19 protein-coding genes are annotated in these 23,769 nt (G+C 71.0%); 3 read left to right on the top strand and 16 right to left on the bottom strand.

The window, feature by feature from the left end; all coding sequences use genetic code 11:
• Positions 1-2: 2 nt before the first annotated feature.
• The 5 genes from QFZ67_RS10285 to rimP all read right to left on the bottom strand — a co-directional run bounded on the left by QFZ67_RS10285 (position 3) and on the right by rimP (position 5,625).
• Positions 3-296: a DUF503 domain-containing protein gene (locus QFZ67_RS10285; protein ID WP_307660790.1), complete on the bottom strand. Its 294-nt coding sequence runs from the start codon at positions 294-296 to the stop codon at positions 3-5.
• 163 nt (positions 297-459) lie between these two features.
• Positions 460-3,576 (bottom strand): translation initiation factor IF-2, encoded by a 3,117-nt coding sequence (gene infB, locus QFZ67_RS10290; RefSeq protein ID WP_307660791.1) that lies wholly within the window; start codon positions 3,574-3,576, stop codon positions 460-462.
• A 147-nt stretch (positions 3,577-3,723) separates the two neighbouring features.
• Positions 3,724-4,002, bottom strand: coding sequence for a YlxR family protein (locus tag QFZ67_RS10295; protein ID WP_307660792.1), 279 nt, complete (start codon positions 4,000-4,002; stop codon positions 3,724-3,726).
• A 91-nt stretch (positions 4,003-4,093) separates the two neighbouring features.
• On the bottom strand, positions 4,094-5,125 hold the full coding sequence (gene nusA / locus QFZ67_RS10300) for a transcription termination factor NusA (protein WP_307660793.1): 1,032 nt from the start codon (positions 5,123-5,125) through the stop codon (positions 4,094-4,096).
• A 2-nt stretch (positions 5,126-5,127) separates the two neighbouring features.
• Positions 5,128-5,625, bottom strand: a complete 498-nt coding sequence (rimP, locus tag QFZ67_RS10305; RefSeq protein ID WP_307660794.1) for a ribosome maturation factor RimP — start codon at positions 5,623-5,625, stop codon at positions 5,128-5,130.
• A gap of 154 nt (positions 5,626-5,779) precedes the next feature.
• Between rimP and QFZ67_RS10310 the strand changes: the two genes are divergently transcribed.
• The 3 genes from QFZ67_RS10310 to QFZ67_RS10320 are packed head-to-tail and all read left to right on the top strand — an operon-like array spanning position 5,780 to position 7,607.
• The gene (locus QFZ67_RS10310) at positions 5,780-6,277 is read left to right on the top strand and encodes a hypothetical protein (protein ID WP_307660795.1); all 498 of its coding nucleotides are present in this window, start codon (positions 5,780-5,782) and stop codon (positions 6,275-6,277) included.
• Positions 6,277-6,708 carry a DUF4439 domain-containing protein gene (locus tag QFZ67_RS10315; protein ID WP_307660796.1) on the top strand — a complete coding sequence of 144 codons (432 nt, stop codon included), beginning with the start codon at positions 6,277-6,279 and terminating at the stop codon, positions 6,706-6,708. Before QFZ67_RS10310 ends, QFZ67_RS10315 begins: the two co-directional genes overlap by 1 nt.
• A 23-nt stretch (positions 6,709-6,731) precedes the next feature.
• Complete coding sequence (locus QFZ67_RS10320; protein ID WP_307660797.1) at positions 6,732-7,607, top strand: aminoglycoside phosphotransferase family protein; 876 nt, start codon at positions 6,732-6,734, stop codon at positions 7,605-7,607.
• A gap of 201 nt (positions 7,608-7,808) precedes the next feature.
• On the opposite strand, the gene QFZ67_RS10325 is transcribed toward QFZ67_RS10320, so the two are convergent.
• The 11 genes from QFZ67_RS10325 to QFZ67_RS10375 all read right to left on the bottom strand — a co-directional run bounded on the left by QFZ67_RS10325 (position 7,809) and on the right by QFZ67_RS10375 (position 23,723).
• A complete protein-coding gene (locus tag QFZ67_RS10325) occupies positions 7,809-9,503 on the bottom strand; it encodes a proline--tRNA ligase (protein ID WP_307660798.1) in 1,695 nt (564 codons plus the stop codon).
• Positions 9,504-9,572: 69 nt separating this feature from the next.
• Positions 9,573-10,142 (bottom strand): GNAT family N-acetyltransferase, encoded by a 570-nt coding sequence (locus tag QFZ67_RS10330; protein WP_307660799.1) that lies wholly within the window; start codon positions 10,140-10,142, stop codon positions 9,573-9,575.
• A gap of 30 nt (positions 10,143-10,172) precedes the next feature.
• Positions 10,173-11,015, bottom strand: a complete 843-nt coding sequence (locus tag QFZ67_RS10335) for a GNAT family N-acetyltransferase (protein ID WP_307665791.1) — start codon at positions 11,013-11,015, stop codon at positions 10,173-10,175.
• A gap of 168 nt (positions 11,016-11,183) precedes the next feature.
• Positions 11,184-12,341, bottom strand: coding sequence for a flavodoxin-dependent (E)-4-hydroxy-3-methylbut-2-enyl-diphosphate synthase (gene ispG / locus QFZ67_RS10340; RefSeq protein ID WP_307660800.1), 1,158 nt, complete (start codon positions 12,339-12,341; stop codon positions 11,184-11,186).
• A gap of 199 nt (positions 12,342-12,540) precedes the next feature.
• On the bottom strand, positions 12,541-13,842 hold the full coding sequence (locus QFZ67_RS10345; RefSeq protein WP_307660801.1) for an RIP metalloprotease: 1,302 nt from the start codon (positions 13,840-13,842) through the stop codon (positions 12,541-12,543).
• Complete coding sequence (dxr, locus tag QFZ67_RS10350; RefSeq protein WP_307660802.1) at positions 13,839-15,089, bottom strand: 1-deoxy-D-xylulose-5-phosphate reductoisomerase; 1,251 nt, start codon at positions 15,087-15,089, stop codon at positions 13,839-13,841. The genes QFZ67_RS10345 and dxr overlap by 4 nt, the downstream gene beginning before the upstream one ends.
• Positions 15,090-15,170: 81 nt before the next feature.
• A complete protein-coding gene (locus QFZ67_RS10355) occupies positions 15,171-15,920 on the bottom strand; it encodes a hypothetical protein (protein ID WP_307660803.1) in 750 nt (249 codons plus the stop codon).
• A 72-nt stretch (positions 15,921-15,992) separates the two neighbouring features.
• Complete coding sequence (locus QFZ67_RS10360; RefSeq protein ID WP_307660804.1) at positions 15,993-17,939, bottom strand: acyl-CoA dehydrogenase family protein; 1,947 nt, start codon at positions 17,937-17,939, stop codon at positions 15,993-15,995.
• Positions 17,940-18,149: 210 nt separating this feature from the next.
• The gene (locus tag QFZ67_RS10365; protein WP_307660805.1) at positions 18,150-19,595 is read right to left on the bottom strand and encodes an aldehyde dehydrogenase family protein; all 1,446 of its coding nucleotides are present in this window, start codon (positions 19,593-19,595) and stop codon (positions 18,150-18,152) included.
• A gap of 340 nt (positions 19,596-19,935) precedes the next feature.
• Entirely contained in the window at positions 19,936-21,510 is a 1,575-nt protein-coding gene (locus QFZ67_RS10370) for a PucR family transcriptional regulator (protein WP_307660806.1), read from the bottom strand.
• Positions 21,511-21,617: 107 nt separating this feature from the next.
• Complete coding sequence (locus tag QFZ67_RS10375) at positions 21,618-23,723, bottom strand: ATP-binding protein (protein WP_307660807.1); 2,106 nt, start codon at positions 23,721-23,723, stop codon at positions 21,618-21,620.
• Positions 23,724-23,769: the final 46 nt, after the last annotated feature.

Below are 23,769 nucleotides of genomic sequence, written 5' to 3' on the forward strand. Positions count from 1 at the left end.
ATTCAGTCTTCGTCGCTGTGGAGCCTGCGTCTCACCGACAGCAGCTCCACGTCCGGCCGGGCGGCGACAAGGCGCTCGCACCGGTCGAGTACGTCTGTGAGGTGCCCCGTGTCCCCGGACACCACTGCCAGGCCGATCTCGGCCCTGCGGTGGAGGTCCTGTCCGCCCACCTCCGCCGCGCTCACCGCGTATTTGCGCTGGAGCTCGGCCACGATCGGGCGGACCACGGAGCGTTTCTCCTTCAACGACCGTACGTCGCCAAGGAGCAGATCGAAGGACAGTGTCCCCACATACATGTATGTCCGGATGTCCCGCCGGTACGGGTTAGAGGGCCCCTCGGTCACTTGGCAGGGACACAAGAACCGTACACGCAACGGCCGGGGCCGATCGACGGAAATACTCTCCGCCGACCGGCCCCGGACCGCAGTGCTGCCTAGGGGACCAAGCCCCCGGGCCGCATCAGCCTCGCGGCTTCTCGCGCATCTCGTACGTCGCGATGACGTCGTCGACCTTGATGTCGTTGAAGTTGCCGAGGTTGATACCGCCCTCGAAGCCTTCGCGGATCTCGGTGACGTCGTCCTTGAAGCGGCGCAGACCCTCGATGTTGAGGCTCTCCGCGATGACCTTGCCGTCGCGGATGAGCCGGGCCTTGGTGTTGCGCTTGACCTCGCCGGAGCGGATGAGAACACCCGCGATGTTGCCCAGCTTGGACGAGCGGAAGACCTCGCGGATCTCCGCCGTGCCGAGCTCGACCTCTTCGTACTCCGGCTTGAGCATGCCCTTGAGGGCCGCCTCGATCTCCTCGATGGCCTGGTAGATCACCGAGTAGTACCGGACGTCGACGCCCTCGCGCTCCGCCATCTGCGCGGCACGGCCGGCCGCACGGACGTTGAAGCCGATGACGATGGCGTCGGAGCCCATCGCCAGGTCGATGTCGGACTCGGTGACCGCACCCACACCACGGTGGAGAACGCGGATCTCGACCTCTTCGCCGACGTCGAGCTGGAGCAGCGAGGACTCGAGAGCCTCCACCGAACCGGACGCGTCGCCCTTGATGATGATGTTGAGATCCTGCACAAGACCGGCCTTGAGCACCTTGTCGAGGTCCTCGAGGGACACCCGGCGGGTGCGCTTGGCGAAGGCGGCGTTGCGCTCACGCGCGGCGCGCTTCTCGGCGATCTGACGGGCCGTACGGTCCTCGTCGACGACCAGGAAGTTGTCGCCGGCGCCGGGGACGTTGGTGAGACCCAGGACCAGGACGGGGGTCGACGGACCCGCTTCCTCGACGTTGTTGCCGTTGTCGTCGAGCATCGCCCTGACACGGCCGTACGCGTCACCGGCGACCATCGTGTCGCCGACGCGCAGCGTTCCGCGCTGGACGAGCACGGTGGCGACGGCACCGCGGCCGCGGTCGAGGTGTGCCTCGATCGCAATACCCTGTGCGTCCATCTCGGCGTTCGCCCGGAGGTCGAGCGAAGCGTCCGCGGTCAGGACCACGGCCTCCAGCAGGCTGTCGATGTGCAGACCCTGCTTGGCGGAGATGTCGACGAACATGGTGTCGCCGCCGTACTCCTCGGCCACCAGACCGAACTCGGTCAGCTGACCGCGCACCTTGGTCGGGTCCGCGCCCTCGACGTCGATCTTGTTGACCGCGACCACGATCGGCACGTTGGCCGCCTTGGCGTGGTTCAGCGCTTCGATCGTCTGGGGCATCACACCGTCGTTCGCCGCCACCACGAGGATCGCGATGTCGGTGGACTTGGCACCACGGGCACGCATGGCGGTGAACGCCTCGTGACCCGGGGTGTCGATGAAGGTGATCTTGCGCTCTTCACCGTTGACCTCGGTACCGGCCTGGTACGCACCGATGTGCTGCGTGATGCCGCCGGCCTCGCCCGCGATGACGTTCGTCTTGCGGATGGCGTCGAGCAGTCGGGTCTTACCGTGGTCGACGTGACCCATGACGGTCACGACCGGCGGACGGGAGACGAGCATTTCCTCGCCGCCCTCGTCCTCGCCGAACTCGATGTCGAAGGACTCGAGAAGCTCGCGGTCCTCCTCCTCCGGGCTGACGATCTGAACCGTGTAGTTCATCTCGTCGGCCAGCAGCTGCAGCGTCTCGTCGGAGACCGACTGCGTGGCCGTGACCATCTCGCCGAGGTTCATCATCACGGCGACGAGCGACGCCGGGTTGGCGTTGATCTTCTCCGCGAAGTCGGTGAGGGACGCACCGCGCGACAGGCGAACAGTCTCGCCGTTGCCGCGAGGCAGCATCACACCGCCGACCGACGGGGCCTGCATGGCCTCGTACTCCTGGCGCCTCTGCCGCTTCGACTTACGGCCACGACGCGCAGGGCCGCCGGGACGACCGAAGGCGCCCTGCGTGCCACCACGGCCGCCGGGACCACCCGGACGTCCGCCGAAGCCGGGACGGCCACCGCCGCCGCCGAAGCCGCCGCCACCACCGGGGCCACCGCCACCGGGACGACCGGCGAAACCGCCGCCGCCACCGGGACGACCGCCACCGGGACCGGCGGGACGACCGGCGAAGCCGCCGCCACCACCGGGACGACCGCCACCGGCGCCGCCGGGACGACCGCCGCCGCCACCGGGGCCACGGCCACCGCCGCCGCCGGGACCGCCACCAGGACGGGGGCTGGCAGCGGGACGCTGCGGCATCATGCCCGGGTTCGGGCGGTTACCTGCGGGACCGCCGCCGGGACGCGGCGCCTGCGGGCGCGGCATACCGCCGGGGCTCGGACGGGCGCCGCCCTGACCTTGCGGACGGGGAGCGCCACCGGGACCACCCTGCGGACGCGGGGCGCCGGGAGCGGCACCGCCGTGGCCACCGGGTCGGGGCGCGCCACCCGGACGGGGCGCCTGCGGGCGCGCCATACCGGTGGAGCCACCCGAGGTGAAGGGGTTGTTGCCCGGACGGGGACCGGCCGGACGACCGCCGGGGCGCGGGGCGCCCTGACCGGCGGGACGCGCCGGACGCTCGCCACCACGGCCGCCGTCACGGCCGCCGTCACGCTGACCGCCGGCCGGAGCCGGACGGGCAGAGCCACCGGCAGGACGGGGTCCAGGAGTGGCACCCGCGGGGCGCGGGGCCTGCGGCGCGCTGGGCTGTGCCGGAGCCGGGGCCGAGAACTCGGCCGCGGGCACCGGAGCCGCCGGAGCGGGCTTGGCCGGTGCGGGCTTGGGACCCGGACGCGGGCCGGCGGAAGCCGGGGCCACGGACGGGGTGCTGGGGGTGCTGCTGACCGGAGCCTCGGCTGCGGCCGGCTTGGGGGCCGGGGCGCCGGGCTTGGGGGCAGCGGGACGGGCCGACGACGCCGGTGAGGGCGCGGCAGGCTTGGCGGGCGCGGCCTTGCGGGGCGCGCCGGGCTTGGCAGCGGACTTGCCGGCGGTGCCGCCGGGTCCCTGCAAAGCGTCAGTCAATTTACGTACAACCGGCGCCTCGATCGTCGAGGACGCCGAACGGACGAATTCACCGAGTTCTTGGAGCTTGGCCATGACGACCTTGCTCTCCACACCGAACTCCTTGGCGAGTTCGTATACCCGGACCTTAGCCACTTCGCTCCTTTTAGGTCCGGGTTACCGCCGGACCGTCGCTACTTCATGGGCGTACTCATCGCGTACTCATCGAGTGCTCATCGCAATCTCGACCTACTTCCAACTCGCGAGGTACCTGACCGCACGGGGTCCCGTGCCGTTCTCTTCTTACTGTGCTGCCTGCTCGACATACCGGCGTACTTCCGCGGTATCGAGCGGTCCCTTGGCCCTGAAGGCCCGGGGAAACGCCCGGCGGCGGACCGCCAGGTCGAGACAGACCAAGGCGGGGTGTACATACGCACCCCGGCCGGGCAGCGTACCGCGATCATCGGGGACGCACTCGCCACCGATCACCACGATGCGCAGCAGATCGGTCTTGGCCGCTCGCTCCCGGCATCCCACACAGGTTCGCTCAGGGCATACGCGGGCATGCGTCCGGCCAGACACGTTCAGTCTACCTCCCCGTACCGACCTCACCCCTTTGGGGCAAAAATCGAACGGTTGTTGTCTTGATCTAGGTGAGGCCCACCGTCGGTCCTCAGTCCTGGTCGGAGCCCCGGTCGGAGTCCCGGTCGGAGCCCGGCTCGGCGCTCTGCTCCGTGTCGGGGCGGATGTCGATGCGCCAGCCGGTGAGGCGGGCGGCCAGCCGGGCGTTCTGCCCCTCCTTGCCGATCGCCAGCGACAGCTGGTAGTCGGGGACGGTCACCCGGGCGGAGCGGGCGGCGAGATCCACGACCTCGACCTTGCTGACGCGGGCCGGCGAGAGGGCGTTGGCCACCATCTCGGCCGGGTCGTCCGACCAGTCCACGATGTCGATCTTCTCGCCGTGCAGCTCGGCCATGACATTGCGCACACGGCCGCCCATCGGGCCGATGCAGGCGCCCTTGGCGTTGAGGCCCGAGCGGGTCGAGCGGACGGCGATCTTCGTGCGGTGGCCGGCCTCGCGGGCGATCGCCGCGATCTCGACACTGCCGTCCGCGATCTCCGGGACCTCCAGCGCGAAGAGCTTCTTCACCAGGTTGGGATGGGTGCGGGAGAGGGTCACGGACGGGCCGCGCACACCCTTGGCGACGCGCACGACGTACGTTCGCAGGCGCAAGCCGTGGGTGTACTCCTCGCCCGGCACCTGCTCCTGCACCGGCAGGATCGCCTCAAGCTTGTCGTCCAGCCTGACCAGGACGTTCTTGGGGTCCTTGCCCTGCTGCACCATGCCGGCGACGACATCGCCCTCACGGCGTGCGTACTCACCGAAAGTGACGTCGTTCTCCGCGTCCCGCAGCCGCTGCTGAATGACCTGGCGTGCGGTGGTGGCGGCGATCCGGCCGAAGTCGGAGGGGGTGTCGTCGAACTCCTTGGGCTCCTGGCCCTCTTCGAGGTCGGCCGGGTCCTCCTTCGCCCACACCGTCACATGGCCGGTGTCGCGACTGAGCACGACACGGGCGTGGCGACGGCTGCCCTCGGTGCGGTGGTATGCGATGAGGAGGGCCGACTCGATCGCCTCGACCAACAGGTCGAAGGGGATCTCCTTCTCTTGTGCCAAGCCCTTCAGGAGCTTTACGTCGATGTCCACGGCTACGCCTCCTCTTCCTTCTTGTCCTTGCGGTTGAACTCGAGCTCCACGCGGGCCTTGGCGATCTCGGCGAAGGCGACCCGGCGGGCGGTGGGCTTGCGCCCCTTCACGCCCGGCACCTCGAGGTCGAGTCCCTCGTCGTCCACGGTGAGGATGCGGGCGACCAGCTCGCCGCCCTCGTGCAGATGGAGCCTTGCCAGTCGTCCGACGGCGCGTACGTAGTGGCGGTGCTCGGTCAGCGGGCGGTCGGCGCCGGGCGAGCTCACTTCGAGGACGTACTCGTCCTCACCCATCGCGTCCGTCTCGTCCAGCTTCTCCGAGATCGCGCGGCTCAGCTCGGCACAGGCGTCCAGAGTGGCGCCCTCGTCGGAATCCACGACGATCCTCAGCACGCGTCGCCTGCCCGCCCGGGACACCTCGATCTCTTCCAGATCCAGGTCCGCGGCGCTGACGAGCGGTTCCAGCAGCCCGCGCAGCCTCTCGCTCTGGGTGGTGCTCATCCGGGTGACTCCTCGGCCGCGTGTGCTGTTGTGGGATCGTCGCGTGTCAGATCAAAGGGTATCCGGTCCCGGGGGGTGTTGCCGTCCACCTGGGCGGGACCCGCAGGTACGCTCGCCTGCGGCGATGATCAGTGCGAGGTCCGAGGAGACAGGCGTGGGGCGCACGGGGACGACACGCAGGCGTGCGCTCATGGTGACGGGAGCGGCTGCGGCCGTCGTGTTGACGGGCTGTTCGACCGAGGAGCCGGAGCGCCGGCGGACGTCCGGCTCGACGGCGGACCCGGCTCGCGCGGAGGCGGCGCTGCGGCGTCGGCTGGCGGCGACGAGCGGGGCGCTGCGTGACCAGTACGACGCCGTCATCGCGCAACATCCCGCACTGACAGGGAAGTTGGCGGCTCTGCGGGCGGCGGTGGCCGAGCATGTCACGGCGCTCGCGGGTCCGGCGGTGACCGCATTGCCCGCGGTCGCTCCGCCGGAGGTTCCCGCCGATGCGGCGGCCGCGCTGAAGGCGCTGGCCACGGCGGAGCGGCGGATCTCCGACGCGCACTCCGCCTCCCTGGTCGTCGCGGAGCCTGAGCTGGCCCGGCTGCTCGCGTCGGTCGCGGCGGCCGGCGCCGCGCATGCGTACCTGCTGACGAAGAAGGGCTCGTGATGAGCACGCTGGACGCGGTACAGGCCGCGCTCGCCGCGGAGCACGCGGCGGTGTACGGGTACGGGGTCGTCGGCGGCCGGGTCGGCGACGACCGCGAGGGCGAGGCCACCGCCGCGTACGCCGCGCACCGGGCCCGGCGGGACGCGCTGGCGCGCACGGTGCGCGACCTTGGCGGGACGCCCGCCGCGGCGGCGGCCGCGTACGCGCTGCCCTTTCCGGTGCCGGACGCGGCGGCTGCCGTGCGGCTCGCCGCGGTGCTGGAGGACCGGGTCGCGGGCGTCTACTCCGATCTCGTACGGGCCGCGGAAGGGCCGCTGCGGCGGGAGGCCGCGGGCGCGCTCCGCGAGGCGGCCGTACGTGCGGTGCGGTGGCGCGGCAGCGGCGTAGCCTTTCCTGGGCTCGCCGAGCGGACCGGGAGTCGAGCGCGCTGAAGCGGAAAGGGAACAACGGACGCATGGCTTTCAAACCGCCGCAGCGACTGGTCCAGGCGCTGGGCGAGAGTGACGACTGGCTCGGGCAGCTGCCGAAGGCCGTCCAGGAGGCAGCGGACCGGTGGGAGCTGGACGTCGAGCGGGTCATGGCGCCGGGCGGCCGGAGCAGTCTGGTCGTGCTCGTACGGCAGCCGGACGGGTCGCCGGCAGCGCTGAAGGTCGCCCACCCGTCCGCCTCGCCCGAGCTGGAGCGCACGGCGCTGGAGCACTGGGGTGGCTGGGGCGCGGTCCGTCTGCTCGCCTCCTCGGACGGCGCGCTGCTGCTGGAACGGCTGCACCCGGAGGTGTCGCTGCGGTCCCTGCCGGAGGCGAAGGCGCTCCTGGAGGCGGCGGGGACGGTGCGGCGGCTGTGGGTCGAGCCGCCGACGGACCACGGCTTCGAGACGGTGGCGGAACGGACGGCGCGGCAGGCGGAGGCGATGCGGGCGTTCGCGGAGCCGGGCACGGCTTCGCTGGTCTCCGCGGCATTGGCCGCCCGGGACGAGCTCACCGCGTCCCCCCCCGAACTCCTGCTGCTGCACGGCAACTTCCGCCAGGGCAAAGTCCTGGCGGCCGACCGCACACCGTGGCTCGCGGTGGGCCCGGAGCCCCTGGTGGGCGAGCGCGCCTACGACCTGGCCCGCCTGGTCCGCGACCGCGTCGAGGACCTGATCGCCACGTCGGCGGGCGCATCGGCGGCCCGCCGCCGGGTGAACAAGCTCGCGGACTCGCTGGAGGTGGACCGGGAGCGGCTGCGGGGGTGGACCATGTTCCGTGCGGTGGAATCGGGCACGAGAGCGATCACGACGGGGCGGCGCCGGGAGGGCGAGCCGGCGCTGGAGTTCGCGGGCTGGTTGTAGCCCCCACCCCGCCCCTTCCCGCTGTATCAATTTTGCGGCTCCGCCGCGTGGGGGGCTCCGCCCCAGACCCTCCCCCTACGCCCGGAGGGCGTGGGGGGACCCCCAGAAGGGCGTACGGGGGTCTGGGGGCTTGCCCCCAGTTCGGCAAGGGGCGGGGGCTGTATCGACTTGCGGCTCCGCCGCGTTAGCCCGCCGCAGGCGTTACGCCCGCAGCCGCGCCACCGCCTCCGCCACAGACAGCTCCTCGCGCTCGCCCGTACGGCGGTCCTTCAGTTCCACCACGCCCTCCGACGCGCGGCGGCCCGCCACCACGATCTTGGGGACGCCGATCAGCTCCGCGTCCGTGAACTTCACGCCCGGTGAGACCCCGGCCCGCTCGTCGACCAGCACCCGCAGGCCCGCCGCGGACAGCTGGTCCGCGACCTCCAGGGCCAGTTCCGTCTGGAGTGCCTTGCCCGCGGCCACCACGTGGACGTCCGCCGGGGCGATCTCGCGCGGCCAGCACAGGCCCTTGTCGTCCGCCGTCTGCTCGGCCAGCGCCGCGACCGCGCGGGAGACGCCGATGCCGTACGAGCCCATGGTCACGCGGACCGGTTTGCCGTTCTGGCCGAGGACGTCGAGCTGGAACGCGTCCGCGAACTTGCGGCCCAGCTGGAAGATGTGGCCGATCTCGATCGCGCGGTCGAGCTTGAGGCCCGTGCCGCACTTCGGGCAGGGGTCGCCCTCCTGGACCACGACCACGTCGAGGTACTCGTCGACCTCGAAGTCCCGCCCGCACACCACATTGCGAGCGTGCTTGTCCGGCTTGTTCGCACCGGTCACCCAAGCCGTGCCCGGCGCCACCCGCGGGTCGGCGATGTAGCGGACCTTCTCCAGGCCCTGCGGGCCGACATAGCCGCGTACGAGATCGGGGCGGCCCGCGAAGTCCTCCGCCGTGACCAGCTCGACCTCCGCCGGCGACAGGTGCTCCGCCAGCTTGCCCAGGTCCACCTCACGGTCGCCGGGCACGCCCACCGCCGTGATCTCGCCGTCCACCTTGACCAGCAGGTTCTTCAGCGTCGCCGACGCCGGCACGCCCAGGTGCGCGGCGAGGGTCTCGATCGTCGGGGTGTCGGGGGTGTCCAGTTCCTCGACCGGGCCGTGGGACGAGGCGTCAGCCGCGACCGCGGTGAAGGTCACGGCCTCCGTGTTCGCCGCGTACTCACACGCCGGGCAGTCCACGAAAGTGTCCTCGCCCGCCGGCGCGGGCGCCAGGAACTCCTCGGACGCCGAGCCGCCCATCGCGCCCGAGACCGCCGAGACGATGCGGTGGTCGAGCCCGAGCCGCTCGAAGATCCGGATGTACGCGTCGCGGTGCAGCGCGTACGACTCGGCCAGGCCCTCGTCCGTGGTGTCGAAGGAGTACGAGTCCTTCATCTGGAACTCGCGGCCGCGCAGCACACCCGCCCGCGGACGCGCCTCGTCCCGGTACTTCGTCTGGATCTGGTAGAGGATCACCGGCAGGTCCTTGTAGGACGTGCACTGGTCCTTGACGATCTGCGTGAAGATCTCTTCGTGGGTGGGGCCCAGGAGGTAGTCCGCGCCCTTGCGGTCCTTGAGCCGGAACAGCAGGTCGCCGTACTCCTCGTACCGCCCGCTCGCGTCGTACGACTCCTTGGGGAGGAGCGCCGGGAGAAGCACCTCCTGGCCGCCGATCGCGTCCATCTCCTCGCGCACGACCCTGGTGATGTTCTCCAGGACCTTCTTGCCCAGCGGCAGCCAGCTCCAGATGCCGGCGGAGGTCCGCCGCACATAGCCGGCGCGCACCAGCAGCTTGTGATTGAGCGTCTCGGCGTCCGCCGGGTCGTCGCGCAGTGTCTTGACCATCAGACGGGACATGCGCTGGACCTGGGCCATGGGGAAATCTCCTGCGTCAAGAAAGGGTGATGCTCAGGAGGTTAACCGGGCGGCCCGGGCGGGCGGAAATCACTTCTCGCGCAGCAGCGGCAGCGGGGCGCCCATCACGGCGTACGGACTGGGCGCGCTGGGGAACATCACCTGGCGCGCAAGGTCCTGGTAGCCGAGCGTGCGGTACAGGCCGCGGGCCGGGCTCTCGACGTCGATCGCGGAGAGGATCGAGCGCGGCTGGTCGGCGTCGTCGGTGATCGTGGTGATCAGCGAGCGGCCGATGCCCCGCCCCTGGTAGCCGGGGTGGACATGGAGTTCGGTGATGACGAAGGAGTCGTCGAGCCAGCTGTCGGTGCCGGTGCGGCGCAGATACGGCTCGACGACGGTGGACCACCAGTGGGTGCGGTCGTTCGGCATGCCGTAGACAAAGCCGACGAGGCGCCCCGACTCCGTCAGCGCGCCCAGCGCACGGGCCCCGGGGTACATGAGATGGCGGTAGACGATATGGCGGCGCACCTCGATCTCGTCCTCGCTGAGCCCGAAGGCGAGGGCCTGCACGGCTAGGGCTTCGTCGATCCGCGCGGCGAGATTGACGGGCCCGACCACGACGCTGGGAGTGTCGGGTCCGCCGCCTGAGAGTGCTGCCATGCGCGAAACCCTACTTGCCGTCGCGCACGGTCAGAACAGCACGCTCATGAAGGCGCCGACCTCGCGGAAACCGACCCGCCGGTAGGCCGCCCTGGCTGCGGTGTTGTAGTCGTTGACGTAGAGACTGGCGACCGGCGCGACGTCCTCGAGTGCGTAGCGCAGAACGGCCGCCATGCCGGTCTCGGACAGTCCACGGCCGCGGAACTCCGGTGCGACCCAGACGCCTTGGATCTGGCACGCCTGGGTGGTGGCCGCGCCGATCTCGGCCTTGAAGACGACCTGGCCGTCGTCGATGCGGGCGAACGACCGCCCCGCGCCGATGAGTTCGGCCACCCTGGCCTGGTAGAGCAGCCCGCCGTCGCCGGCCATCGGCGAGATGCCGACCTCCTCGGTGAACATCGCCACGCAGGCCGGCATGATCACCTCCATCTCTTCCTTGTGGATGCGCCGGACGCACGGGTCGGGCTCGATGGTGTCGGGGAGCTGCTCGGTTACCATGAGCGGCTGGTGGGAGCGGACATCCCTGGCCGGGCCCCAGCCCGGCTCGAGCAGACGCCACAGCTGGGTGGTGGACTCGACCGGGCCGACGATCGAGGAACAGCGGCGGCCGGTCCTGCGCGCCCGGTCGGCGAAGGCGCGCACGGCCTCCGGGGTGGCACAGATGGGGACGAGATTGGCGCCGGAGTAGCAGAGCGAGCGCAGCCGCCCGTCCGCGTACCAGCCCCACATCTCGCCGCCGAGGCGCCAGGGGTCGAGTCCGGCGACCTGGACGCGGGACGTGACGAAGGCGTTCGCTACGGGCTCGCTCTCGAGGATGGCGAGCGCTGCGCCGAGGTCACTGGGTTCGAGGACCCGGGTGGTGGTCTGCGTCAACACGAGGGGGCCTCACCATACGGTCTGCTGATCTCCGCACTGTACCTGGCAGGTCTGCGGGGTGCCGAGCCCAGCGCAAGGCCCCGCCACACGCCAGGGGCGTGCACGGGGCCCGTACGCAATCGCCGGCCGGCCCGAGACTTCTGGGCGGGGCCTGCGGCCGGGACGTCAGGAGCTGACCGAGACCTCAGGCTCGCCCGAGAGGATGCCGTCCCGCTCCATCTGCTCGGCGATCTTCATCGCCTCTTCGATGAGGGTCTCGACGATCTTCGACTCGGGCACGGTCTTGATGACCTCGCCCTTGACGAAGATCTGGCCCTTGCCGTTTCCGGAGGCAACGCCGAGGTCGGCCTCGCGGGCCTCGCCCGGGCCGTTGACGACGCAGCCCATGACGGCGACGCGCAGCGGCACCTCCATGCCTTCGAGACCGGCGCTGACCTGGTCGGCGAGCTTGTAGACATCGACCTGGGCACGGCCGCAGGAGGGGCAGGAGACGATCTCCAGGCGGCGCTGCTTGAGGTTGAGGGACTCCAGGATCTGGATACCGACCTTGACCTCTTCGGCGGGCGGAGCGGACAGCGAGACCCGGATGGTGTCGCCGATGCCCTCGCTGAGCAGCGCGCCGAAGGCGACGGCCGACTTGATGGTGCCCTGGAAGGCGGGTCCGGCCTCGGTGACGCCGAGGTGGAGGGGGTAGTCGCACTGGGCGGCGAGCTGCCGGTAGGCGTTGACCATCACGACCGGGTCGTTGTGCTTGACCGAGATCTTGATGTCGCGGAAGCCGTGCTCCTCGAAGAGCGACGCCTCCCACAGCGCCGACTCGACGAGCGCCTCGGGGGTCGCCTTGCCGTACTTGGCGAGGAGCCGGGCATCGAGCGAACCGGCGTTGACACCGATACGGATCGGGGTGCCGGTCTCGCCGGCGGCGCGGGCGATCTCCTTGACCTTGTCGTCGAACTGCTTGATGTTGCCCGGGTTCACCCGCACCGCCGCACACCCGGCGTCGATCGCCGCGAACACGTACTTCGGCTGGAAGTGAATGTCCGCGATCACCGGGATCTGCGACTTGCGCGCGATGGTGGCAAGCGCGTCCGCGTCGTCCTGGGTCGGACACGCCACCCGTACGATCTGGCAGCCGGACGCGGTCAGTTCCGCAATCTGCTGCAACGTCGCGCCGATGTCCGAAGTGCGCGTGGTCGTCATCGACTGCACCGATACGGGAGCGTCCCCGCCGACGGCCACGGAACCGACCTGGATCTTGCGGCTGACCCTCCGGTCGGCGAGCTTGGTCGGAACGGACGGCATTCCGAGAGAAATTGCAGTCATCTGCTGTGCAACCCCAAGGTGTGGATCGTGGTCCCGAGATCGGCGGGCTCCAGCCATCGAGATTACGGCACTGAGGTTCGGCCCAGCACATCGCGCCGTCGAATCCACTCAAAGGTGAATACAAAGGTGAATACAAAGGTGAACGCAGAGGTGAACGGCCGGACACAAAGGGTGCCCGGCCGTCGGCACAGCGGTTTGCTCAGCTGATCTTGACCGGGTTGACGATGTCGGCGACCAGCACGAGCAGGGTGAAGCAGATGAAGATCCCCGCCACGACGTAGGCGACCGGCATCAGCTTGGCCACATCGAAGGGACCGGGGTCGGGACGCCGGAACAGCTTCGCGACATTGCGGCGTACGGACTCCCACAGCGCCCCTGCGATGTGCCCGCCGTCCAGCGGCAGCAGCGGCAGCATGTTGAACAGGAACAGCGAGAGGTTGAAGCCCGCGAGCAGCATCAGGAACCACGCGACGATGTTCTGCGTCGGGGCGTCCACGTTCATCAACTCGCCGCTGATTCGGGCCGCACCGACCACGCCGACCGGGGAGTCGTCCTTGCGCTCACCGTCGCCGAAGGCCGCGTTCCACAGGTCGGGGATCTTGGACGGCAGCGCGATGACCGACTCGGCGCCGTTCTGGATCATGTCGCCCATGCGGTCCATGGAGTCGGTGAAGGAGAGCGGGAGGATCTCGGTCTGCGCGGCGAAGCCGAGATAGCCGGCCGGAACGAATTCGCCGGGGACGGCCTCTCCGTCCGCGTCCTTCTTGACCACCATGTTCTGGGCGAGGGTGGCCTTCAGTACCTGCTCCTTGCCGTCGCGCTCCACGGTGATGGTGGCCGGGCCGATCGTCTCGCGGATGTGGTTCGACAGCTCGGACCAGTCGGCGACGGGCTCGCCGTTGAAGGCGACGATCTTGTCGCCCTTCTGCAGGCCGGCGGCCTGGGCGGGCGAGACGGGGTCGCCCTTCTGGCACTTGTCGCGGTTCTCGTTCTGCGAGATGACGCACTTCTGGACGCCTGCCACCTCGGTGGTCTGGGTCGGGAAGCCGAAGGACATCGCCACACCGAGGAAGATCGCGACGGCGAGGACCAGGTTCATGAACGGTCCCGCGAACATCACGATCACGCGCTTCCACGGCTTGCGCGTGTAGAAGAGACGGTTCTCGTCGCCGGGCTTCAGCTCCTCGAAGGCCGCCGAGCGGGCGTCCTCGATCATCCCGCGCCAGGGCGAGGTGGACCGTGCCTCGATCCGGCCGTCCTCCCCCGGCGGGAACATCCCGATCATGCGGATGTAGCCGCCCATGGGGATGGCCTTGATGCCGTACTCCGTCTCGCCCTTGTGCCGGGACCAGAGGGTCGGGCCGAAGCCGACCATGTACTGGGGCACGCGGATGCCGAAGAGTTTGGCCGTCGAGAGGTGGCCGAGCTCGTGCCAGGCGATGGAGAACAGCAGTCCCACGGCGAACAGCGCTATGCCGAGGACCGTCAACAGAATCGTCATGCGCGAGCCTCCGCTGTTGCCTTCACTGCCAGTTCCCGGGCCCGCGCCCGGGCCCAGGTCTCCGCTTCCAGGACGTCCGCCACCGTGAGCGAGGTTCCCTTGGCGGGCACACCGTGCTCGGCGACGACTTCGGTGACCGTATCCATGATTCCGTTGAACGGCAGCCGCCCGGCGAGAAACGCGTCCACGCACTCCTCGTTCGCGGCATTGAACACCGCCGGGGCCGTCCCGCCCAGCTCCCCCACGTGCCGGGCGAGTCCCACCGAAGGGAAAGCCTCGGTGTCGAGCGGAAAGAACTCCCACGTCGAGGCCTTGGACCAGTCGAAGGCGGGGGCTGCGTCCGGGACCCGCTCGGGCCAGCCGATACCGAGGGCGATCGGGCCGCGCATGTCCGGCGGGGTGGCCTGAGCGATGGTCGAGCCGTCCGTGAACTCCACCATGGAGTGGACGTACGACTGGGGGTGGACGACGACCTCGATGCGGTCGAAGGGGATGTCGTAGAGCAGATGCGCCTCGATGACCTCAAGCCCCTTGTTGACCAGGGTCGCGGAGTTGATCGTGATCACCGGGCCCATCGCCCAGGTCGGGTGCGCGAGGGCGGCCTCGGGGGTGACGTCCGCCAGCTCCGCCTTCGTACGGCCGCGGAAGGGGCCGCCCGACGCGGTCACGACGAGTTTGCGTACGTCGGCCCTCGTCCCGGCCGCGAGTGCCTGGAAGAGGGCCGCGTGCTCGGAGTCGACCGGGATGATCTGGCCCGGCTTGGCGAGGGCCTTGACCAGCGGCCCGCCGACGATGAGCGACTCCTTGTTGGCGAGGGCGAGGGTCCGGCCGGCTTCGAGCGCCGCGAGGGTGGGGGCGAGGCCGATGGAGCCGGTGATGCCGTTGAGCACGGTGTGGCAGGCGGATGCGGCGAGCTGGGCGGCGGCGTCCGGCCCGGCCAGGATCTCGGGCAGGGGCTCGGTGCCGAACTGCTCCGCGAGCGCCTCGCGCAGTGCGGGCACGACGTCCTCGCGGGCCACCGCGACCGTGTCGACCCGCAACTGCCGTGCCTGCTCGGCCAGGAGTCCGACGCGGCCGCCGGCGGCGGAGAGCGCGGTGACGCGGAAGCGGTCGGGGTTGCGCAGGACCAGGTCGATGGCCTGTGTGCCGATGGACCCGGTGGAACCGAGGACGACGATGTTCCGGCGGCCTTCGGTCGCGTCGAAGACGATATGCGGGTCGGCGAGGGGGGATGGGCTGTCGCTCATGACCCCATTGTGGCCGCAAGTCCTGTCCGGCCGGACAGTGCGTCCCCGCGTACGCCCCTTTGTGCGCCCCCGTACGCTTCCCTACGCGCCGGACCTACGGCCCGCCTCGAACTTCTCCCACTGCGCCGTCATGACCTCCGCGGGCACCGCACCGATGTCCTTGGTGCCGAGGAAGTCGGCGCGGAAGGAGAGCGTGGTCGAGCCGGAGCGGACGACGGTGAGGTACTCGTGCAGCTTCAGCTTCCCCTTCACATCGAGGATGGTGAAGCGGTACGCCTTGGCCTCGTCCCCGAAGGCGGGTGCCTTGGCGGGCTCCACCTTGAGGTATTTCGCCTTCGCGATGGCACGCTCCTCGACGAAGCCGCCCGCGCATTGTGTGCCGGCCGCGGCGAGGGCCTTCATGACGGCGGCGGCCTCGCCCTTCGCGTACGAGCGCAGCTGTACGGCGACGCTGATTCCGGCCATCTCGTCGGCGACGTCGACCTCGCGGTTGACCTCGGCGGCGGGGTCGTGCGCGGTGGCGCCCTCGGCGAGGCTGACGAGTGGCTGGCAGACGGCGGGATCCGCGGTGTAGTCCTCGCCGAGCGGAGCGCCGAGGGTGAACTCCGACGCGGTGTACGGGCCGACCTTCTCGCCGTCGGTGAAGGAGACGGCCTTGAGCTGCGCCTCGGTCAGCGCCTTGGGGGCGGACGCGGACGGCTTGTCGTCGGCCTCGCCGCCCTTGCCGCCCTTGTCGTCACTGCCGCCGCAGGCGCTGACACCGCCGAGGACGACCGCCACAAGCAGGGCGACCGCCCGCCGCCGACCGCACTGATTCCCCGCCCCGAACATCCCTGCCCCGTTTCCGTGTTGACCGTGATCGAAGGTCGATTGTGGGGCAGGGACACCAGTCCGGTCGAGTTCTCAGCGGATCGGGCGGTGCACGTTGTCCCGTTCGGCCGGGCCCGGGGTCGCGTCCGCGATCCAGGGGCCCTCGCCGCTCGGGTCGACGATGCCCTGCTCCAGCCAGGTGTACGTACCGGCCAGGACGCCGTCCACGACCTTGCGGTCGAGGTCGTCGGTGTTGGACCACAGTCGGGTGAAGAGCTCTTCGACGCGGATGCGGGACTGGCGGCAGAAGACGTCGGCCAGTTGGTACGCCTCGTGGCCGTGCTCCCCGGTGGTGCGCAGCAGTTCCGCGCGTACGCAGGTCGCGCTCATCGCGAACAGCTCAGCGCCGATGTCGACGATCCGGCCGAGGAAGCCCTGCTTGGTCTCCATCCGGCCCTGCCAGCGGGACATCGCGTAGAAGGTGGAGCGGGCGAGTTTGCGGGCGGAGCGCTCGACATAGCGCAGATGCCCGGAGAGGTCCGGAAGCCCGGCCGGGTGGAACTCACCGTACGTACGCGGGAGTTGACCCGGTCCCGTGACCAGCTTGGGGAGCCAGCGGGCGTAGAAGGCCGCGGCGTTCGCGCCCGCCTTCGCCTTGGCGGACAGGGGCTTGTCGGGGTCGATGATGTCGCCGGCCACGGCGAGGTGGGCGTCGACCGCCTCGCGGGCGATCAGCAGATGCATGATCTCGGTCGAGCCCTCGAAGATTCGGTTGATGCGCATGTCGCGCAGCATCTGCTCGGCGGGAACGGCCCGTTCACCGCGGGCCGCGAGGGAGTCCGCCGTCTCGAAGCCGCGGCCGCCACGGATCTGGACCAGCTCGTCGGCCATCAGCCAGCCCATTTCGGAGCCGTAGAGCTTGGCGAGCGCCGCTTCGATGCGGATGTCGTTGCGGTCCTCGTCGGCCATTTGCGAGGAGAGGTCGACGACCGCTTCGAGGGCGAAAGTGGTCGCGGCGATGAAGGAGATCTTGGCGCCGACGGCCTCGTGCTTCGCGACCGGCTTGCCCCACTGCTCCCGGGCAGCCGACCACTCGCGGGCGATCTTCAGGCACCACTTCCCGGAGCCGACGCACATCGCGGGCAGCGAGAGGCGGCCGGTGTTGAGGGTGGTGAGGGCGATCTTGAGGCCCGCGCCCTCGGGGCCGATGCGGTTCGCGGCGGGGACACGCACCTGGTGGAAGCGGGTGACGCCGTTCTCGAGGCCTCGCAGACCCATGAACGCGTTGCGGTTCTCGACGGTGACGCCCTCGCTCGCCGCCTCGACTACGAAGGCGGTGATACCGCCCTTGCGGCCCTCCCCCTTGGGGACGCGGGCCATGACGACGAGGAGGTCGGCGACGACGCCGTTGGTCGTCCAGAGCTTGACGCCGTCGAGGATGTACGAATCGCCGTCAGGGACGGCTGTGGTGGCGAGGCGGGCGGGGTCGGAGCCGACGTCCGGCTCGGTGAGCAGGAAGGCGGAGATGTCGGTACGGGCGAGGCGTGGCAGAAACGCATCCTTCTGCTCCTGCGTGCCGAAGATCTTCAGCGGCTGCGGTACGCCGATCGACTGATGGGCGGAGAGCAGGGCGCCCAGCGCCGGGTTCGCCGAGCCGACCAGGGCCAGCGCCTTGTTGTAGTACACCTGGGTGAGGCCGAGGCCGCCGTACTTGATGTCGATCTTCATGCCGAGCGCGCCGAGCTCCTTGAGCCCGTTGATCACCTCGTCGGGGATCCGCGCCTCGCGCTCGATGAGCGCACCGTCGATCTTCGTCTCGCAGAAAACGCGGAGTTTCGTGAGGAATTCCTCGCCCCGCCGGGTGTCCTCACCGGCGGGCATCGGATGCGGATGGATCAGATCCAGGCGGAAGCGGCCCAGGAACAGCTCCTTGGCGAAGCTTGGCTTGCGCCAGTCCTGTTCGCGCGCGGCCTCGGCGACCTGTCGTGCTTCGCGCTCACTGACCTTCGGTGGCTGGGTCTTCTGGAGTGGAGCGGACATGAGGCTCACCTCGCCGCGAGTCGGGGACTTCCGGGGCTTCGGCCGGAGGCACGGAGGCGCGCCGTACCGACCGGTGCTACTCGTCCGTAGTACCCGATTCCTGCCCTCTCCACCAGTCTCCGTACGGCACTGGAGCTACGCACCGGAGCGACGGCAACGGCCGGAGCCCCCGCACAGCGGGCTCCGGCCGTCGTCCGTGGCGTACGGGCGTTACAGCGCCAGACCGGTGAGGACCAGCACCCGCTCGTACGTGTAGTCGTCCATCGCAAAGCGCACGCCCTCGCGGCCCACGCCGGACTGCTTGGCGCCGCCGTAGGGCATCTGGTCCGCGCGGTACGACGGCACATCGCCGATGATCACGCCGCCGACCTCGAGGGCCCGGTGGGCGCGGAAGGCGGTCTGCACGTCATGCGTGAACACCCCTGCCTGCAGGCCGTACTTGGAGTCGTTGACGGCGGCGAAGGCCTCGGCCTCGCCGTCGACCTTCCTGACCGTGAGGACCGGTCCGAAGACCTCCTCGCAGGCGATGGTGGAGTCCGCGGGGACGTCGGCGAGGACGGTGGGCGCGTAGGACGCGCCGTCGCGCTTGCCGCCGGCCAGCAGCTTCGCGCCCGCCTGGACCGCCTCGTCGACCCAGGACTCGACGCGCTTGGCGGCGTCCTCGCTGACCAGCGGGCCGACGTCGGTGGCGGAGTCGGACGGGTCGCCGGTGACCTGGGCCTCGACGGACGCGACGATCTTCGGCAGCAGACGGTCGTAGACCGTGGCGTCGGCGATCACACGCTGCACCGAGATACAGGACTGGCCGCCCTGGTAGTTGGAGAAGGTAGCGATACGGGTCGCCGCCCAGTCCAGATCCTGCTCACTGGCGAAGTCGCCGAGGACTACGGCCGCGCCGTTGCCGCCCAGCTCCAGGGTGCAGTGCTTGCGCGGCACCGAGTCCATGATCGCGTAACCGACCTTGTCGGAGCCGGTGAAGGAGATCACCGGCAGGCGCTCGTCCTGCACGAGAGCGGGCATCTTGTCGTTCGGGACCGGGAGCACCGACCAGGAGCCTGCGGGGAGCTCGGTCTCGCCCAGCAGCTCGCCGATGATCAGCCCGGACAGCGGGGTCGCCGGGGCGGGCTTGAGGATGATCGGCGCGCCGACCGCGATCGCCGGGGCGATCTTGTGGGCGCAGAGGTTCAGCGGGAAGTTGAACGGCGCGATGCCGAGGACGGCGCCCTTGGGGAAGCGGCGGGTCAGCGCGAGCCGGCCGGCTCCGCCGGCGTCGGTGTCCAGGCGCTGGGCCTCGCCGCCGTTGAAGCGGCGGGCCTCCTCGGCCGCGAAGCGGAAGACGGAGACGGCGCGGCCGACCTCGCCGCGGGCCCACTTGACCGGCTTGCCGTTCTCGGCGGAGATCAGCTGGGCGATCTCCTCGGTGCGCTCGACGAGGCGGCGCGAGACATGGTCGAGGGCAGCGGCGCGTACATGGGCCGGGGTGGCCGCGAACTCGTCCCGCACGGCGTGTGCGGCGGCGACGGCCGCCTCGACCTGGGCGTCGGTCGGGACGGAGACCTGACCGACGAGACGTCCGTCCCAGGGAGAGGTGACGTCGAAGGTTGCCTCGCCGGTGGCCTGGCGGCCGGCGAGCCAGAAGGCGTGGGTGGAAGTCATGTTCGGGTCCCGGCCCTTCCGAAGTAGTGGGGTTGTCTTCGCCCCACGGTAGGACCGTGTGGGCGGATGGTCGTTTGTCCGGCGTGGAGTGTGGGGGTCTGCGGGCACGCCGAATTGGCGGGGAGGGGTGCTTTTTCCGGGGCGGGCCGGTGTCCCGGGAGCCGGGAGCGAGCTCGCCCACGAGCTGCGGCGGTCCGCCGGGGGCGGCTTCACCCGCCGGCTGCGGGGTCCGCCGGGACGAGTCCGCCCGTGGGCTGCGGGCGTCCGCCGGTCGGGCCCGCCCGCTGCGGGCGTCCGCCGGGAGCTGCTTCGCACGCACCAGCGAGGGCCCGCAGCTCGCTCAGGTGCCCTGGTCCGACGCCGCCGCCGATGTCGTCTTCAGGGCCAGCCACAGCTCCATACGCACGTCCGGGTCGTCCAGCGAGCGGCCCAGAATCTCCTCGACCCGGCGCATCCGGTAACGCAGCGTATGGCGGTGTACGCCCAAGTCGGCGGCTGCCGCGTCCCACTGGCCGTGGCGCGAGAGCCAGGCGCGCAGGGAGGCGACCAGGTCGCCGCGGCCGGTCGCGTCGTGTTCGTACAGCGCGCGCAGCATGCCGTCGGCGAAGGCGCGCACCGCGTCGTCGGCGAGCAGCGGGAGGACCGATCCGGCGGCGAGTTCTTCGTGCTCGACGAGCGCGCGTCCGCGCCGCCGGGCGACCGAGAGCGCCTGTTCGGCCTGTTTGTACGCGCCCGCGGCAGCTATCGGCCCGGTCGGCGCGGAGAGTCCGACCACCACCTCGGCGTCCTCGGCCTCTTTGTCCGCGTACGCCGCCGTGCAGGCCGCTACGACCGCACCGCCGTCCGCGGCCAGCACCACCAGCCGGTCGTCCATGTACGGCACGTCGAGCAGCGGCTCGCCCGCCCTGGCCGCAGCCGACTCCAGCGATTCGGCGAATGCCTGGAGCGGGTGCTCGGCGGCCGGGTCCGGCTCACCCGCGGGCTCGGCGATCAGGAGCCGGAAGGGGGCGTCGAGCAGCCCGCCGTAGAGGTCTCCGGCGACCGCGCGCGCATGGTCCTGCTGGCCGGAAAGCAGCATGCGCAGCACCGCCGCGCCGAGCCGCTGTTCCGCCTCCTGGAGCGAGCGGGAGCGCTCCGTGGAGAGGGTCAGCAGGGCGACGGCGGAGTGCACGGCGTACCGCTCGGCGGTACCCAGCGGCGCTCCGGTGCCGACGGCCAGCGCGCCGCGCACCCGCCGCCCGCTGCCCAGCGACTGCAGTTCGACCCGGTCGTCGTCGGTGTCACCGACCACCGCGCTCGCGGGCGCGGACCGCTCACGCAGCCGCTCCACGTCGGCGGTGAGCCGGGCGGCCCGCCGTGTGGCCCATTCGGGCGCTGCCGCGACGACGGCGCCGGACGCGTCGTACAGCGCGGCCCAGCCGTTGACATGCGCGGCGAGGCGGGCGACGACGCCGCCGGGGCCCTCGGCGAGCGCGGCCCGCGTCAGCTCTCGCTGTGCCTCGAAACCGGCCGTCACCGCGCGGTACTGGTCGGCGGCGATCGCGGCGGAGACCGCCTTGCTGATGGCGAGGAAGGGGGTCTTGCGCGGTACGGCGAGGAGCGGAAGGTCCTCCTCCTTCGCCGCCTCGACGAGCGCGTCCGGGATGTCCTCGTAGTACACGCCGACCGCGAAGCCGAGCCCGACGACGCCCGCGCCCACGAGCCTGCGCACATAGCGGCGCATCGCCTCGCGGTCCTCGGCGTCCAGGGTCATCGCCGTGACGAGCAGCAGCTCGCCGCCCTCCATGTACGGCACGGGGTCGGCGAGTTCGCTGACATGCGCCCAGCGCACGGGCGTCTCGAGCCGGTCCTCCCCGGCGCGCACGGTGAGTTTGAGCGCCGAGTGCTGGACGAGCGAGGCGAGCGTGGGCGGCATGGGACCTTGAGCCCTTCGAACAGACGCGCAGAGGTGCAGATGATTTCGCCGTCCCGTACGAACGGCGTACATCGATTCTGCCAGGGCGTAGCAGTGCGTGGCTCGGGTCAGGTCCTCAGATCCACCAGAAGGGGCGGCGCGTGCTCGCCCCGTACGGTCGTCAGCGAGAGCACCGCGTGCCCGGCGGGCACCGCGTGCGCGAGGTCGGACGCCGACCAGCGGGCCCGCTCGACCTCCCGCACGGTGATCGCCTCGGCGGTGGCCGCCTTACCGGTGACCAGGCGGCGCATCATGTGCAGCGCCTTGGTGAGGGGCTCGTCGGAGATGATCTGCCGGTTGGTGACGTCCCGGGTCTGCACCCACTCGGTGCCCCACGTCTCGGCGAACCGGCCGCCGTCCCAGGGCGCGAGCCCGGCGAATGCCATCCGGCAGCCGACCGCGCCGAGCAGCGGGCCGCGCAGCGGCTCAGGCACGTCCTCCAGAGTGCGCAGCGCGAAGACCACGCCGGCGTTGGCGGAGCGCAGCCGCTGTACCGCGCGCACAGAGTCGGCGGTCACGGTGTACGTCGCGTCGTCCAGGACGAGAGCGGCGAACAGGGACCGGTCGGAGCGGGTCAGCGCGGCCTCGGTGAACTGGGCGAGGACCAGGCGCGCGATGATCCGCGAGGCCTCGGCGTGGCCGCGCTCGGGCAGGTCGACGCGGACCCGCAGCGGGTGCTCGATGGCGCGCAGCGAGAACTGCCGGCCGCCGCCGTCGGTACGGAAGAAGTGCGCGAAGGCGGGCCGGTCAAGGAAGGAAATCCGCTCGGCGAGCAGTACGCCGATGTCGTCGGCGCGGGCCGACTGCCGTTCCCTGGCGTCCAGTTCACGCAGCTGGGCGGCGGCGCCGGGGTCGGCGGCGGCCTCCAGGGCGGTGCGCAGCGCGCCGACCGCGGCGGGCGCGCCGCCGAGCAGCTCACGCAGCTCGGGTACGGCGGGGAAGTGGCCGTGGACGCACTGGTAGGGCCCGATCAGCTGGGCCAGCGCGGTGGCGGCGCGCCTGCTGTCACCGCCGGGATGGGTGGCGGCGAGATCCCCGACGAGGGCCTCGGCGAGCATCCGGGCGGCCTCGTCGGGGTCGTCGGCGCCGCCGTAGAGGTCGAGGTCGTGGGTGGAGTCGGGGCGGCCGACGCCGATGACGAGGTCGAAGGCGTCGTCGGGGGCGAGGCCGGTGCCGTACGCGGTGACGGCGACGACGGCCGCGCGGTTGGCGAGCGCGAGCAGGCACATCGACTCGACGACGGGCCGCACAAGACGCACACTCTTGCCGGACCCGGAGGGCCCGACGGCGAGCAGCGAGGTGCCGAGGAGAGCGGGTTCGAGGGCGACGCCGGTGGTGCGGCGGGCGTAGGGGTTTCGGGGGTCGTCGACGGCGGTGCCGATCTTGACCTGTGCGGTGGCCAGGTCGTGGGTTGCGGTGCGGACGGGCAGGTCGCGTCCGCCGGAAGGGTGGGCGCAGGCGGCCGGGCCGTGCTTGCGCACGGTGTCGGTAAAGGCGGCGAGCCGTTCGGGCCGGGCGTGGACACCCTGCCAGGCGCGCCGGATCCGCGCGTAGTCGACATCACCGAGCGCGCCGGAGCGGGTGGCTTCGGCGAGGCTCCGCGCCGCGTCGGACAGGCCGGCCGCGCGCAGCTCGGGCCAGTCGGCGGGGTCGGCCTCCGGAGGCCGAGGCGGGGCGGTGACCGGCTTGTCGGCGCGGCGCACATAGCGGTGCCAGATCTCCGGTACGTGGCCGATCCGGGCGAAGAACACGAGCAGGGCGCCGCCGACGATCGCGTAGTAGATGTAGCTGGCCGTCGCCCAGGTGGGCGGGTCGGAGCGCCAGGAGTCGGGGGTCAGGACGAGGAGCGGCCAGATCCAGTAGCGGCCGAGGTAGCCGTTCCACAGGAGCGACCACAGCAGCCAGCCGCTGAGCAGTGCGATGAGGGCACCGGCGAAGAGGCGGCGGGCCGGGACGAGCTCGGGCTCTTCCTCGGGACGGGCGCGGTGGCCGAGCCGCCAGATGCCGGGGTCGGCGGCCGGGCGCGGGGTGCGCAGCCAGTCGACGACGGCGGGGCGGGTGGTGGGCGCATGGCCGGGGACGGCGGGGATCCCGGGGACGACTAGTGGCCTCGCCTGCCGTGGCACCGGGTTTGACCGTGTGCCGCGTGCGTCGAATGTGCCTTCGGAATCCATGAACCGCTGCCCCCTGACCAGCCAGGCCCGCTCTGTGCACCCGTCA

The sequence above is a fragment of the Streptomyces sp. V1I1 genome (assembly GCF_030817355.1).
Classification (GTDB): Bacteria; Actinomycetota; Actinomycetes; order Streptomycetales; family Streptomycetaceae; genus Streptomyces.